Genomic DNA, 15,758 nt, shown 5'->3' on the forward strand with positions numbered 1-15,758 from the left:
AAAGATAAGATAGGATCTTTTAACTAAAATCGTTAGAATAGGTCACTCAAACCGTTTTCTAAGTTGTCATGCCAAAACGTACAGATATTAAATCCATTTTGATTCTCGGTGCAGGCCCAATTGTAATCGGTCAGGCTTGTGAATTTGACTACTCAGGTACGCAGGCTGTGCGTGCTTTGAAAGAAGAAGGCTATCGCGTCATTCTTGTTAATTCCAATCCAGCAACCATAATGACCGATCCGGAACTGGCCGATGCAACTTACATTGAACCTGTCCTATGGCCGGAAGTGGCCAAAATTATTGAAAAAGAACGGCCCGATGCACTCTTGCCCACTATGGGTGGTCAGACCGCTTTAAACTGTGCGCTTGATTTGGCGAAACACGGTATCCTCGAAAAATACGCTGTTGAAATGATTGGTGCGACCAAGGAGGCGATTGATCGCGCCGAGGACCGTGACCGTTTTCGTCAGCTGATGAAAAAAATTGGCCTGGAAATGCCAAGATCGGCAATCGCTCATAGCATGGAGGAGGCGATTCAGGTTCAGGCTCAATTAGGTTTTCCAACCATTATCAGACCCTCATTCACTATGGGCGGCAGTGGCGGCGGTATCGCCTACAACCGTGAGGAATTCGAAGAGATTTGTACGCGCGGTCTGGATATGTCGCCTACGCATGAGTTATTACTCGATGAATCCGTTCTCGGCTGGAAAGAATTCGAGATGGAGGTTGTGAGGGACAAAAACGACAATTGCATTATCGTCTGTACTATTGAAAATTTTGATCCAATGGGTGTGCATACCGGGGATTCTATCACTGTCGCTCCTGCGCAAACATTGACCGATAAAGAATACCAGCGTATGCGTGATGCCGCCGTTAAGGTATTAAGGGCGGTGGGTGTGGACACTGGAGGCTCGAATGTCCAGTTTGCCATCAACCCTGAAGACGGCAGAATGCTGATTGTTGAAATGAACCCCCGGGTTTCCAGAAGCTCGGCTCTCGCCTCAAAAGCAACCGGTTTTCCAATTGCTAAAATTGCGGCAAAACTGGCGGTTGGTTATACCCTGGATGAGTTGGATAATGAAATTACTGGCGGCAAGACGCCAGCTTCCTTTGAACCCAGTATTGATTACGTGGTAACTAAAATTCCGCGCTTTAACTTTGATAAATTCCCCCAGACCTCAACAACCCTGACCACTCAAATGAAATCAGTCGGTGAGGTGATGGCGATTGGCAGTAATTTTCAGGAGTCATTGCAAAAAGCAATACGTGGTCTGGAAATTGGGCGCAATGGTTTAAACAGTCTGTTTAAGAAAGGGGAAGATTTAAGCCGGCTTAGAGGGCATTTACGCGAGCCTACTCCGGATCGCCTATGGTATATTGCCGACGCATTTCGTCAGGATTTAACGCTGGAAGAAATTCAGCTGGAAAGCAAAATAGATGCCTGGTTCCTGTACCAGATTCAGGATCTGGTTATGCAGGAGCGGGCAATTTACGGAAAGACGATTACTGATCTCGATCAACAGCAGCTTCTGCAATTAAAACGGCATGGATTTTCTGATGCGTTTCTTGCGAAAATTTTATATTGCCGGGAAGAGCAGGTACGTCAGCATCGGCTGGCTTTAGGGGTGAAACCGGTTTACAAGCGCATCGATTCCTGTGCGGGCGAATTCCCCAGTTCCACCGCCTATTTATATTCATGCTATGAGGACGGCTGTGAAGCCCGGGCTGAATCTGATGCAAAAAAAGTGATGATTCTCGGAGGGGGACCCAATCGAATTGGTCAGGGAATTGAATTCGATTACTGCTGCGTCCACGCGGCGATGGCATTGAGGGAAGAAGGTTACCAGACCATCATGGTCAATTGTAACCCGGAAACGGTTTCCACCGACTTTGATACCTCGGATCGTCTGTATTTTGAGCCCCTTACTCTGGAAGATGTGTTATCCATAGTGGATGTTGAAAAACCCATGGGTGTTATTGTGCATTACGGCGGCCAAACCCCTCTAAAACTGGCAAGGGATCTGGAAGCGAATGGTGTACCCATTGTAGGAACATCACCTGACGCTATCGACATGGCGGAAGATAGAGAGCGTTTTCAGAAAATGGTAGCGGAGCTTAATCTGCACCAACCAGCCAATGGCACAGTACGCAGTACGGAAGAAGCTCTGGAAGTTGCAAAACGCATCGGCTATCCATTGGTGGTAAGACCATCTTATGTTTTGGGTGGGCGGGCAATGGAAGTCGTCTATCAGGAAGAGGACTTACGCTATTATCTCGAACACGCTGTAGCGGTCTCCAACGATTCTCCGGTATTGCTGGACAAATTTTTAAATGATGCCATTGAAGTAGATATTGATGCCGTCTGTGATGGGCAGGACGTTATGATTGGCGGGATCATGGAACATATTGAGCAGGCCGGTATTCATTCCGGTGATTCAGCCTGTACTTTACCGCCTTTTAGCCTGAGTTCGGTAGTTCAGCAGGACTTGATTGAACAAATCAGACAAATGGCTCTGAAATTAGGGGTAGTTGGCTTGATCAATGCGCAGTTTGCTATTCAGGCCGATGATATTTATGTGCTGGAAGTGAACCCAAGAGCCTCTCGAACGGTCCCCTTTGTTTCCAAAGCCACCGGCCTTCCTCTGGCAAAAATTGCAGCGCGCTGCAAATTAGGGCAAACTCTAAGGCAGCAAGGATTGAGTCAGCATTATCCGATGCCGGCTTTTTACTCCATTAAGCTGCCTGTATTTCCGTTTATTAAATTCTCTGGGGTTGACTCCATTTTGGGACCTGAAATGAAATCGACAGGCGAGGTGATGGGAATTGCCAGGCGTTTTGGACAGGCTTATGCGAAAGCACAGCTTGGAGCTGGTGGTAACATCGTTAAACGACGCCGTGCCTTTGTGTCAGTGAGGGATGCGGACAAAACCCGAATTGGTGAAATTGCAAAGCGTTTAATTCAATTGGGGTTTGAAATTATTGCAACTCGGGGTACAGCCCTGGTATTGCATGCAGCAGGGATTGACTGCCGCAGAGTATATAAAGTGGCAGAAGGAAGACCGCATGTGGTGGACTTCATTAAGAATAATGAAATTGATTTTATCGTCAATACCACAGAAGGAAAGCAGGCCGCCGCCGACTCCTTTGCAATTCGTCGAAATGCCTTGCAACATAAAGTGAGCTATACGACGACTTTGTCAGGTGCCGAGGCAGCTTGTCTGGCAATGAAATATGAAGACCGTGAAACGGTTACTCGTTTACAAGATTTACATTAGAGGTGGATATGCATAAGCATCCAATGACAATTGCAGGTGCAGAGGCACTGAAGAAGGAATTATCTCATTTAAAAAGCGTTGTGCGCCCGCAAATCATCGAGGCGATTGCAACTGCCAGAGCGCTTGGCGATTTAAAGGAAAATGCAGAGTATCATGCAGCGCGTGAGCAGCAAAGCTTTACAGAAGGACGTATCAAGGAGCTTGAAGCCAAAATTTCTCATGCTCAGATTGTGGATATCAGTAAGCTTGAAAATAATGGCAAGGTAGTTTTCGGCGCTACTGTAACGATTTGTCATACAGAGACAGGTAATGAACTCAGTTATCAGATAGTCGGTGAAGACGAAGCTGACATTAAATCGAATAAAATTTCCTACAGCTCTCCCATCGGCCGGGCGTTGATTGGCAAACAGATTGACGATACAGTGGTCGTGGAAACACCTGGGGGCAGGGTGGAATATGACATTATTGAAGTGGATTATTTAAACTGAACGTTTGAATAAAATCTATTAGGATCGTGCCAGAAAATTGATTCCCGCCTGCGCGGGAATGACACAGGTTGCATAGAATAGCTAAGTTCTGCGAATAAAATATATTGTCATTTCCGCGCAGGCGGAAATCTATACATGGTTTGGCACAGCGCTCTATTTGAAATGAGATTTCGCCTGCGCGCGCCCTGGCCGATGTTTATCTCAGCTCGTTAACCGCGGACTGATTCCTTTCTGTTTCCTCCATTGCCATTTTCTTCGCTTTTCTCCCGGATGACCTGGTTGAGTTCTTCTCGCTGAATAATCCCTCCGTGAGCACAGGAGACGGGGTTTTCTTTTGCAAAGTCTCTTTTAATTTCTCAATTAAGACTGCAATGCGTTTCTCCACAATCGGCAGGAGCTGCGCTTTATCCGGGCGCTCGCTAATTATTTTGAGAACAGAATGGCTGCCTTGTCCGGAAATATTTTTCAAAGCGATCCAGGGGCATTCCAGTATGGCTTCAAGTTGCTGGGCGGAACAGATCTGCAGTGTGCGATAGATATAGGGTTTATCAGTCTTTGGGTTAATTTCAGTGAGAAATTTTGTGTGTTTGCTTTGTAAAAAAAGCTTTAACAGATCCAGGTTCAGAATAGCGATTAGATTTTCAAAAAAGTACTCTTCCGGCGGGAAGAGTTGGGTAGCGGATCGCCTGCTACTGTCTCTTCTGCCTGATTCAAGATGGGTTATCAGCAGCGTAGTATCGAGCATGTGCAGGACTTCCTGTCTGTGAGATAGAATGACATTTACCAGTCTATTGCCCGTTTCGCTGCAAAATCCAAACATCAATATACCGCCAAAAGAACGAGGCATTGATTTCTTTGGATTGGGAATATGAAAATGACTATTGCCTATAAAAGAAATTAACTCTGGGCGATTATGAAGAAGACAATATAAAGCACCTTGACTTTCTATATTCATAAATAAGTGATGAAAGACAGAGACGTCATGATGGCTATTTGTAAATAAATCCTCTTTCGTTATAGTGGCCTGAAACTCAGGGACCGAGAGCATGCTAAACAACATACGACCGGCTGGAAAAGAAATCATGTGATAGAATAAATTGCTGCCGTGATACGCCACATAAGGCATATACCCTATTTCGGATTTAGGCGTTTGCAGCGCATTTTTACAAGGGTACTTCTTCCTTAACCGCTCCATCGACAGTGTCAGGCTGGGATATCTTGCCGCCCAGTTAAGCACAAGATCTGCGCCAATGTTATAATGAAAAAGCTGTGCAAGCAGATGCCCTTGTTCAGTGCCTGTAAAAATTGATCTGAGATAGCCTTCATCCCATTCCAGTTCCGCATATCCCTGGAGAGCATGCAAGGTATAAATACCATAGGCATCTTCGCAAAGTTTGGGAAAGAGGGGAGGCTGCTTTTTAGGGATTTGAGGAAATAGCATTTTCATATCAAGATAAACATGTAAGGGCCGCCCATTGATGACATCAGGATACCCAAGTAGATCAAGCTGTTTCCTGGTCTCTTCGTTTTTGCATAATAAAGGAAAGACGGGGCTGACCAAATGAGGTTTGCAGCGAAGCAGGACCAGAAAGATACCAATAGCTAATTGATTGTTGTGTGTAAGCATAAGCGATGCAATTTTCAATACCAATTCATCTGGAAGCTCGACTGCATGCTCAATCGCATCCGGAGTTATAATGGGATAGCTTTCCGGATCCTTTATTACCACGGGAAAATAATCATAAAGAAGACTGTGCATTAAAGGTTTGGAAGAGAGAATACTCTCTAAGAAATCCATATTCGTCTTTTTTCCATCATGGGTCAGTAGCTGAGTGCAGTGCGGATGAGAAAATATATTTTCCCAGAGGCTATACAACTCCTCCCCAGCCCGCCACTTAGAGGTTGCAATAGGTGCCAGCTGGTTCAATCGTCTCAGATAACTTTCTCTGTATAAAGAACATAGTTCGTTGAATAGTGTCAGCGGTTTACCACGAAGCAGGATATTAAGAATCTCAACGACTTTGAGATCTTTATGGTTTATCATCAGGGGGGCTATTTTGAGAATAAGCGCGTCTGAGAAGTGGTCCTTTCGCTCTGTCGCCGTCGGACTCAGAGCAGATGTATCATCATCCTTTTCTATCCGGGGAAAATAATTAAACAAGCTGCTAACTAAATACGAAGAGGAAAAAATGTCTTTCAGAAATTTCATATCCTCTTCGGTCAGTAGCTGCATCGATTGGGGATGGGTGAAAATTTCATTCCACACACAATCCATGGTCTCCTGATTTTGCTCTGCTGTTTTTTCATCAGGAGCAAGACCTTTAAGGCAATTTAAATAATTCTGACGAAGTGTCTTTATTTCTTGAGCAAGCAGTAAACTGTTAATGACGTTATCAGTATTGATGCGCTCCTCTTCGAGCTCTTGATTCACCAAAGAAGATTGTATGACGGCTGCTTCCTTTGAGTTTCCCTCTGGCACCTGGTTTGGGATAATATTTGATGGGCTTGGTGAAAATGCGAGAGAAGCGGGCCCGGGTTTTGGTCTATCCCAACTGAGCAGTATGAGCTTTGCCTTCTCTTCAGAATAGTTTAATTCTTTCGTCAAGACGGAAAGGGCCGATAAATATTCATTCTCTGAATGATAAGCCTTAGCTTGAGTCAGCCACTCTTCCTCGGTGGAGGCGCTATGGTCTTTAATATTGAGGCTTTCATTTTCTGCGAGCCGCCGCCCCAGTTTGTGCATGGGCGAAAGTAATTTCGCTAGCTTTTTATTACCAGAGCGCAAAACAATGATATTGGCGGTCGACCTTGAGAATAAGACCACCAGTTTATGCATGGGAGCGCTAAATTCTGGATCGCCACTGTTCGGAGCGGGCCGGTTAAATTGTTGTTGATTCTCATCAAATTCAAAATCGCTCGGCAAATTTTTACTGATTTTCTCATAAACCTCTTCTGAAAAAGGTTCAACCAGTAAGGTGGTGGTATACTCCAGGCCTTTACTCGCCTCAGGTGAAATAAAGGTGGAGCCGGGAAAATGCTTCTCCAGCATGGGTTTATGAACATCATCTGCAATAATACAGAATTTATGCGATTTTTTAAGCTCATTGATCTCGCTGATTAAAAGCGGGCTTAGGTGATCAACCCAAATCAATTCGCCTTCCGCAGCGTCTTCTGCAGATTTAATAAAACTGTTTTCATTCTTCTCGCCGATACCGCCAGTTAATTCATATTTGATTTGTAAGAGTAAATTTAAAAATTTACTATGAAGTTTGGCGCTGCGGTGCGTAGTGGATAATTTCAGGATATTGAGATGATGCCCTAATTTCTGAGCCTGTGCTGTGATAAGCCTCGCATTGGATTTATTGCCGTCGAGCTTTTGATTGCCATCACCTAAAAAGACTACATCACCTTTAGAAATGTCAAAAATATTGGCCAATTGTTTGCCGGTTAAATCATTGCATTCGTCAACGGCTATAAATGAAGGTTGAATTCCAATATTGAGAGAAGAAAAATGCGGATGGATTTTATCTTTGGGAATAGCGGCTTCAAATTTTCTATAATGCTGGAAAAAGGCCTCACGAAACTCCGCGGAGACTTCGCTTATCCGTTTGGCTTTATCGGTATACTGAGTTTTTGTATAGCCTGAGATTAATTTGAATTCATTATAAAGTCTGACCGGATCAGCGATGAATGGATGCAAACTCTGTTGATTCGCTTTTGCCAATACCTTTTGTTCGGCATAGAACGTGTCGTACCAGCTTTTAAAGAATTTATCCGCTTCTTTTTCAGTAAATAAAGTTCGCTTTGGTGCATTTTCATCGGCTGGTACATCCAGTGCGGCGAATTCTTCATAGGTCATGACCCAGACGGGAGGGAGCTCGGGATCAGTATTATCAATTAACTCCGATAATTTATCTCTGACCTGATTAACAAGCGCCGCTGATTTGGCAAGATAAATAATGGGCTGTTGCGACCCTCTGTTTTGCCAGCGCTTTTCTCTGATAAAGGTTTCAGCCAGAATCGTTTTACCGGAGCCAGGTATACCCTCTACATGAATTGGGGTTTGAAGCTCAAAGACAGATTGCTGCAGCTCGCTTAACTCGATAAATCGGTGATGATATTCCACCGGCTTGAATCTTGGGTTTTCAGGAATCAATTCTTCCAGACCGGTCCTTTCCAAATCCTCAGCCTTTACTTTTTCCCAAAGCTGATCTTTGTGGTTATGCAAATAGTTTTTTAAGATCTGGGATTTTAAAAAACGTGAGGTTTCATATTTATGATTAAGAATAACTTCTAAAACAAGCAGGCGGGGTTTGGCATTGAGTATTTCGGTGGTTAGCAAGAGCCTGTCGGAGTGGTTCATCCGAACGCTGTAGATTTTGGGATTAGTACCGGCCAGTACTTCCAGATCGAGTGCCGCCCATTCCCTGTTTCTGATTTTTGCCAAAGTATTATCAAGAATGGCAACATCCCGGTGGTTTTTCTCAAGAACCCCGTAAGTTGTTTTGTGTAAGGTGAGCATACTTGCCCAAATAAAGATTTCATTACCTTCCTTGGCTTTCTCAATTGGGGTTGAACGGGTTTTTATAGTTTTTGCTCTAGTATTTGTCTGAAGTTGGCGATTGCGTTTTTTATGAGAATGTTTTCTGGTCATAAACGTTATGGATTAGACGAAGCGGAAGAGGGGGAATATAGCATTTGGTAAAAAAATAATCAATGTGAGTAAATTATTTATTTGTGAGTTGATGTTTCAATGCATCCTCCAGATCAGGATATTGAAACTGATAACCATTATCCATCAGGCGGTTAGGAAGCACTCTTTGTCCGCTGAGCAGAAGGCATTCCCCCATTTGACCAAAAAGCAGTTTGATAACCCATGCCGGGATCCGAAATAAAAGAGGGCGCTTCAGAACGCGTGCCAATGTTTTTGCAAAAATCTCCTGAGTAACGGGCTCGGGAGAGCAAATGTTCACCGGACCCGTTATGCCTGGATTCGCGAGGAGGAATTTATAAGCCCCAATAACGTCCTGCATATCGACCCAGGAAATTACTTGCTGGCCTTTGCCTAAAATACTTCCAATCCCCAATTTAAAAACCGGGGCAAGCTGACTTAACATGCCGCCATCAGGCGATAGGACCACCCCAAAGCGGGTGATGGTCACGGGTATATCTGCTTCAATGGCTGCCTGTAAAGACTGTTCCCAGCGGATGCCCACCTCGCTTAGAAAATCATGAGGTGTTTCATCATCAATAGCGCTGTTTTCGTCAAAGGCCTGGCTGTCATTTTGTGATTGTGTACCATAAATTCCAACGGCATTGGCGCAGAAGTAGTGGGGATGTGCCTGATATTTTAATAGCCAATTGATCAGGATGCGATTGGATTGAACGCGTGAATTAATGATGTCCTGCTTAATGGTATTATTCCATCGAAGGGATGAGATATTTCTACCGCAGAGATTAATCAGGCTATCAAAGCTATTCGGATCCACATTATCGAGCTGTTCCCAGGACAAGTGTTTAACTGAATCGGGAAATTGCATCTGCAGAGTTTTCAGATTACGACCCAGTACAGTGATCTGATGCTCGTTACAAAAAGATGAAACCAGCTTTTTTCCAATAAGCCCGGAAGCTCCTGCAATCAGTATATTCATGTTGATCCTTAAGCCATTAATGACAGACTTTGAAGAATGCCTGCTGTCATGGGAGTGAACACTAAATCATTCCCTAATTCCTTTTTTAGTAATTCTATACTTAATCGCCTGGAGCTTTGCATGATTTCCCGTTTCATGTCACTGGCAGTTTCCCAGATCTCATTCCAGGCTTGAAAAGAGGCCGCTGGATAATCGAGATGGTGAGCCACCAGTTGCTGCAATGCGCCCATCTTTTTGGGATGCCCGTCTGCGATGTTAAAAATACCCTGCACATTGCTTTTGGCAGCAAGCTGTGAGGCAATTTTAACTAAATCGGTGACGAGTATGTGATTAGTATAAGGGGCTTGTTGTGGGAATAAAAGGGGGCTCTGGCTGCGCGCTGCTTCTATTGGCAGTCGATTAGGTCCGTAAATTCCGGCAATACGCAGCACAACATACGCTGCCTTGTTTTTTCTGGCAAAGCGTTTCCATTGCTGTTCCGCATCCAGGCGTCTTAGTTGCCTGTCATGCTGTATACGACATTTAGCACGCTCACCCACCCATTTACCCTGATGGTTGCCATAGACAGCGCTGGAACCGAAGTAAACAATTTTAGTGGGCTTTAAGCTTGTAGTACTTAAAAAGTCCTGAAGAAGCGAGTCATAATCTCCAGAGGGAGGAGGAGGAATAAGATAATAGACGGTCAACTCTTCTTTCTGCTCGATATCGAGATCGAGCAAATCGCCGGCTACATGCTGTAAACCAGGAAGGTATAATGCAGGATCGTAATGTCTGGAAACCGCGGTGACTTCCCCATGCTGTTTTAATAAATGCTGCGCAAGATAGAATCCGCAATAGCCATAACCGAGAATTAGATGATGCATAATGACTTGGAAAATAAACCTTTCATTATTCAATAAAAATTTAAAAAATCAATAGATTATGTTCGCTTTATTGAACGATTTCTAATTAAAACAGCCAATTTGGTTGTAAATTTACACAATTTGATATTTAATGAAAAAGAACACATCGATGGAGTAAGGGAATGCCTGTCAGTGATCTGTGCCGTAAATCATTTGAAGAAATGATTCTGAATTATCAAAAAATTGGTTTGGAAGATAGGGACTTTGAAAATCTTCATCGCCATCTAAAGCAGTGGCTATATCGAATCAGTGTAGATGACAGCGAATATAATGACGCCCGGTTTGTCATGGAAATAGCTCACAACGTTCACCTTCTGAACGACCGAAATTCAGGGTTAATAGCTGCTTATCATCAATTTACCAAAGATTATTTCAGGAATACCTCGCAGGCTCAATTATTTGTGAAAGGAAATGGAGATGTTGTAAGTAATTGGCCGATCACGCCTGAGCCGCTATCGAGGTCTCCTGCAGTTCCTTCAAGTGCTGCAACTACCACATTATTTACCAAGCTCATTCAGGAAACAGCAGAACAGTTTGCTGAAAGACGTAAAGACCGGGCACTAAATGAGATTAATAAAAAATTCACCATTCTTCCTACTGAAAACTCTCCGGAGGTCACTTTGAAATAGTATCGACTTTCCGTTTATCCCAAGCATTCTAGCTCCTACGTACCGCGACTTGTTCGCGGTATCCAGCTCCAAACCGGCTGATAAAATTAGAACCTTTTACAAACATTCCTGGATACCGCGAACAAGTCGCGGTACGTAGGCGAAGGTTCAGCGGTACGTAGGCGGGGTTAATGTAATACCTTAAAAAGATGCTTTTTGAAAGAGGGGCGAAGCCCGTCCTGAAGGTTCATCACCTTGTTCAGGATGAAGGCTACCCAGCTCAATACATTATTTGTTAGAATACCAGACTGTGCCAGGATTGTTCCCTCCATTACGAGAAAAATGTGAAACCTTATTTCCCAAATTCTATTGAATTAAATGCTATTGGCGTTGCGAAACATCAAAATGGTTTAATGCTTTATAACATGGAAAATAAAAGCCCTGAACTGCTGCTCAGTTTCGCTGATTTATTTGATCTTCCCTACAGTGTCTATTTGCTGGATGCCAGAGGCGCCACAGTTAAAATCAATGAAATAGGGGCCGCAGTTTGTGGTTACAAGTCACCCGAGCAGGCAGTGGGGAAAACAATTTTCGATGTATCCACAGACAGTGCCAGACATTTGCTGGATAATTGTGAATCGATTTTAAAACAGGAGACCATTCAATTTTTTGATGAGTTTAATACGCGTCTGGATGGTAAATCACTGCAGTTTTTATCCGTAAAATTTCCCTGTTATGACTCAGCCTGTCAATTACAGGGTACGTTGGGAATATCGATTGTTTTAGGTGAGCATTCACTGGCGGATGCCATCATGCGCCTGACCGATGCAGGTCTTTTGCCTGAAAAAACCTCTGATAACCCAGCGATTAAACTGAATCTGGAAGATGCCTCATTAACGCCGAGAGAACAGGAGTGTCTGGAATATACTGTGAAGGGATTTACAGCCAAGGAGATTGCCAGAGTACTCTCGATTTCACCACGTACTGTAGAGGAGTATATCAATCAGGTTAAAATAAAACTGGGTGTCAGTACTAAACGCGAGATGATTCAAAAAGTGCTTGATGTGTAAATGACCTGACAACCCCGTATCCAGGACGGAGTGCATTAAATCTCCGAGATTATTAACATGACGTTATTCAATCATGAGGAGACAAGCATGCAACCTTCCGTTAAAACCCCTGTTAATACTGATGGACAAGCTATTTCGGCTTTACCTGTGCATAATGAAAACCCTGAAGGGGATACGCAGGAATTTACTATCAGCCGCTTATTGAATCTTAGTAATAATCGTCCCATCAAAAATTTTGCTCGTCGCGGAATCTTTTTTCCTGTTGCGAAAACATTGTCCAGCAAATTTATTAACTTTTATAATCATGGCTGTCCAGTAGAAGCATGGAATATTGACCCCCAAAAAGTCGCGCGTAACCAGTTCAAAGTATTTTCAACCGGTGACGCATTCTCTATTCTATCCCCGAATGTTGCCATTCGCGGTGAGAACATCAATATCCATGTCGGGGTGTCCTCGGGTACCTATTCGAAGTCAGTCTTACTTCATGAAGCATTGCAGCTTTGCCGCGCAATACATGAGCATGGCGCCGAGCGAATAACCCTTGCATTACCCGAGCAATTTCATCCAGTGCTATATCCTGATGATTTTAATCTGCTATTGATTAAATTATTCAAGGCAAGCGGTGCCAATAAGCTTTATTATTATGATAAGAATTATCAGGGTATTCTGGATGAAAATCATATTGACGCAAATATCACTTTTAAAGTATCCCAACAATCAAAGCCTGAAGAATATCAGGTCAGCAAAAGCGAACTATCCTCTTACCTGGAGTTACCCGCTAACCAGACTAGCGAGTCAACTATAGACGCTAAAGTACTTCATTTTACTCGACGAAGTTATTTAAATGCCGTTTGGTCAAAACTCAATTTATCTCATAGTAAGCTCATGGAGAGGGTCTGTGAGGGTGCGCCGGTAAGTCTTGAGGTTCCTGAAAAAAAACAGGGACATGTATTAATTTGCTGTTCAGCCAATCGGCCTTTAGCTGAAGAAATCGCGGAACATCTTCGTCAGAATGGTGAGGAAATTAAACTCTACTACATCAATGGAGCTGGAATCGGGGCCACAATTCCTGAGGTGGCTGTTATCGCCGGCTCGGTAGTGACTATTGTGCAATCCACACGCCCCAATCCTGATGATTTTACGGTGTCGGCCGAATACGAGAAAAATGGCGCTTCCCCCTGCTTTTTTGAAGCTGCGATGATTGCAAGGCAGGCACATTTACGCGGCGCCCTGCATATCAACCTGATTAATCCCTACCAATTTAGCGCCAGATCGGATAAGGCAGAGGATAATCCAAAGGGAAAAACTGGCGCTTATGTTCAGCATAATGGAAAACTGTTTGAGGCGGCAGGGGTAAATAATGTGGTTACCGCGGAGTGTCATGATAATCACACTTTATCTGGAACATACACAGGCAAAGAAATAAGAGGCTCGGCAGTACCCGCACTGACCATTCTTGCTACCCGGGTTGCTACAGAATGGCTCAATAATCCAGGACAAGGTCAGTTACGTCTGGTGACCCCGGATGCTGGGGCGGCCAAACGAACCAATGAACTGACTCAGCACTTGCAAAGCATTTTGGGTGATAAATTGTGCTCATCACGCGTGCTGGGTGAAAAGCAGCGGGATTCTCATCAGGACACAAGTGCTTTGATCAATAATATGAATGCGGGTGAGCTGGGTATTAATGCACAGGACAGGTATTTAATTACTGATGATGAAACCGCGACTGGCAATACCCTGTGCCAGGCCATTAGTAACTTAAAGAAGCAGGGCGCTAATAATATATCGGTTATCGTGGTTCATAACAATATGCCTTTGAACTGGTTGCAGCGACAGCTTTGTTTATCTCGATTCCTGTACATGGGTGTGAGTGATTTGCATTTCAGTAATACTCAGGAAATGGGTAGTCTGGCAACTGGTTATGATGATCTCATCCAGACCTATGCTAAAAAAGCAGGTTTAAGCGAAACTCAAGTGAAAGAGCAGGTTTCAGAATGGTTTAAAAAGAATATTGCTGAAAGCTTTCCTGATCATTCACCCCAGTATTTAAAGGAGGAATTTGACCGATTTACCTCTCAGTTTGAGCAGCTGAAGAGCAAAGTCATCGTTCACTCCCTGGCGGATGAATTTGCAAAAAGGGTTCATATTCAGCCTTCTAAAGTGAGTGTATTTGAAAATACTCCGGGTGTTTCGATGGGGTATAGCTCTGATAAAAGAAATCCGCTATTTGCGTACATACCCCAGGCCCTGTCAACGGATGTTACTGTAAATACTCTGCCGCAGACTTTAGGCAGCGCCATTAGCAATTAATTGTAGCAACTGTCTTGAATTAAAAATTCAAGACAGTTGCTACAATAGCAGGGTAGCTAGAGGGCTTTCATAAAGCTGACCAGATCTTTCTTTTCCTGATCATTGAGTTGCAGTTTCAATATCAGATTAAAAAACTCCACGCTGTCATCCAGGGTCAGCAAGCGGCCATCATGCAGATAGGGTGGAGAGTCCTTAATACCTCTCAAAGGAAAGGTTTTAATCGGTCCGTCACCCACTGCCATCATGTTATTAATCATAACCGGTTTAAAGAAGCGCTCTGTTTGCAGATTGTGCATAGTGTTATCAGTGTAATAGGGTGGCGTATGGCAAGTTGAACATTGTGCCTTACCAAAAAAGAGCTCCTGGCCGCGCAACTCTTCTGCAGTTGCTTTGGAAGGATCCAGTTTCCCATCTACTGCCAGCTTTGGAGCGGGTGGAAAATCCAGGATTTCCTGAAACTCTGACATAAAGTGAACCTGGCTACCGCGCTCGAGAATATTCACCCCTTTCTTGGTAGCAATCACCGGATCCCCGTCAAAATAGGCTGCTCGCTGTTCAAATTCGGTAAAATCCTCCACCGTTTTTAACGCTCTTTGCGAGCCAAATAAACGCTGGATGTTGACGCCGCGCAGACTGGGCGTGTTAATCCGATGTCTGAATTCCTGAGGTCTGATATCACCCACCAGGTGGGTCGCTTTATTGGTATGGCCGTTTGAATGACAGTCAAAACAGGCAACGCCTCGGCTAGGAGCCACTGTTCGTCTGTCTTCTGTCTGATTAAATTGCTGCTGCGGGAAAGGGGTTACCAGCAATCGCAATCCTTCCAGTTGTTTTGGATTTAAAAGACCATTAAACAATTCATAATAGTTATTGATATTGACCAATTTTCCTTTGGAAACATCGCCAAGATCGGGACGGGTTGTCAGAAAAATCGGTGCAGGAAAAATGGGTAGAAAATGATCGGGAATATCGAAATCCAAATCAAAGCGGGTTAAATCACGTTGTTCCTGTTTATTGAATTCATCAATAACAAATTTTGGAAATAGCATCCCGCCTTCCGGGTGATTGGGGTGGGGCAGTGGCAGAAAACCCAGAGGGTATACGCCTTTTTCCTTAATCTCTTCCGGGGTCATTTTTGCCAGAGCTTCCCAGGTCAGACCAGCGGGTAATTTAACCCGGACTCCTTCCTGGATCGGCTTGCCGCCAGTCATGGTGGTGCCGGTTGCCGGTTTATTACTCAGGTCATAACGCTGTTCGAGCAAATCAGCATGTTTTTTTTCAACCGCTTCTTTCTGATCAACCATTCGCTTCATAATCGACTGAAAGTCTTCTTTAATATCGACTGGCATGTAACTCGAGGGATGGTCAGAATACGCGGCTGTTCCAAATCCGACAAGCAAAGGGAAAAGCCATTTGGCAGAGGTGCGCATCAGATAAAATCCTTTTCCAAA

The 15,758-nt window shown here is 44.0% G+C and carries 9 protein-coding genes; 5 read left to right on the forward strand and 4 right to left on the reverse strand.

From position 1 onward, the window contains the following. The first annotated feature begins 68 nt into the window (after window positions 1-68). Together carB and greA are read left to right on the forward strand one after the other, a co-directional pair. A complete protein-coding gene (gene carB, locus B1207_RS12355; RefSeq protein ID WP_112220267.1) occupies window positions 69-3,275 on the forward strand; it encodes a carbamoyl-phosphate synthase large subunit in 3,207 nt (1,068 codons plus the stop codon). Between the two features lie 8 nt (window positions 3,276-3,283). After that, window positions 3,284-3,763: a transcription elongation factor GreA gene (gene greA, locus B1207_RS12360; protein ID WP_058507908.1), complete on the forward strand. Its 480-nt coding sequence runs from the start codon at window positions 3,284-3,286 to the stop codon at window positions 3,761-3,763. Between the two features lie 196 nt (window positions 3,764-3,959). Here the strand turns inward: greA and B1207_RS12365 are convergent, their stop codons facing one another. From B1207_RS12365 to B1207_RS12375, 3 genes are all read right to left on the reverse strand, one after another. Beyond that, the gene (locus tag B1207_RS12365) at window positions 3,960-8,417 is read right to left on the reverse strand and encodes a hypothetical protein (protein ID WP_112220268.1); all 4,458 of its coding nucleotides are present in this window, start codon (window positions 8,415-8,417) and stop codon (window positions 3,960-3,962) included. Window positions 8,418-8,490: 73 nt separating this feature from the next. Next, on the reverse strand, window positions 8,491-9,414 hold the full coding sequence (locus B1207_RS12370) for a TIGR01777 family oxidoreductase (protein WP_112220269.1): 924 nt from the start codon (window positions 9,412-9,414) through the stop codon (window positions 8,491-8,493). 8 nt (window positions 9,415-9,422) lie between these two features. Beyond that, a complete protein-coding gene (locus tag B1207_RS12375; protein WP_112220270.1) occupies window positions 9,423-10,277 on the reverse strand; it encodes an SDR family NAD(P)-dependent oxidoreductase in 855 nt (284 codons plus the stop codon). A 161-nt stretch (window positions 10,278-10,438) separates the two neighbouring features. Here B1207_RS12375 and B1207_RS12380 point away from each other — a divergent pair, with 161 nt between their 5' ends. From B1207_RS12380 to B1207_RS12390, 3 genes are all read left to right on the forward strand, one after another. Then, a complete protein-coding gene (locus B1207_RS12380) occupies window positions 10,439-10,945 on the forward strand; it encodes a hypothetical protein (protein ID WP_112220271.1) in 507 nt (168 codons plus the stop codon). A gap of 323 nt (window positions 10,946-11,268) precedes the next feature. Further along, window positions 11,269-11,994, forward strand: a complete 726-nt coding sequence (locus B1207_RS12385) for a helix-turn-helix domain-containing protein (RefSeq protein WP_112220272.1) — start codon at window positions 11,269-11,271, stop codon at window positions 11,992-11,994. Between the two features lie 87 nt (window positions 11,995-12,081). Beyond that, on the forward strand, window positions 12,082-14,307 hold the full coding sequence (locus B1207_RS12390) for a phosphoribosyltransferase family protein (RefSeq protein ID WP_112220273.1): 2,226 nt from the start codon (window positions 12,082-12,084) through the stop codon (window positions 14,305-14,307). Window positions 14,308-14,363: 56 nt separating this feature from the next. Here the strand turns inward: B1207_RS12390 and B1207_RS12395 are convergent, their stop codons facing one another. Further along, window positions 14,364-15,737, reverse strand: a complete 1,374-nt coding sequence (locus tag B1207_RS12395; protein ID WP_112220274.1) for a cytochrome B6 — start codon at window positions 15,735-15,737, stop codon at window positions 14,364-14,366. Window positions 15,738-15,758: the final 21 nt, after the last annotated feature.

The organism is Legionella quinlivanii (assembly GCF_003265995.1).
Classification (GTDB): domain Bacteria; phylum Pseudomonadota; class Gammaproteobacteria; order Legionellales; family Legionellaceae; genus Legionella_C; species Legionella_C quinlivanii_A.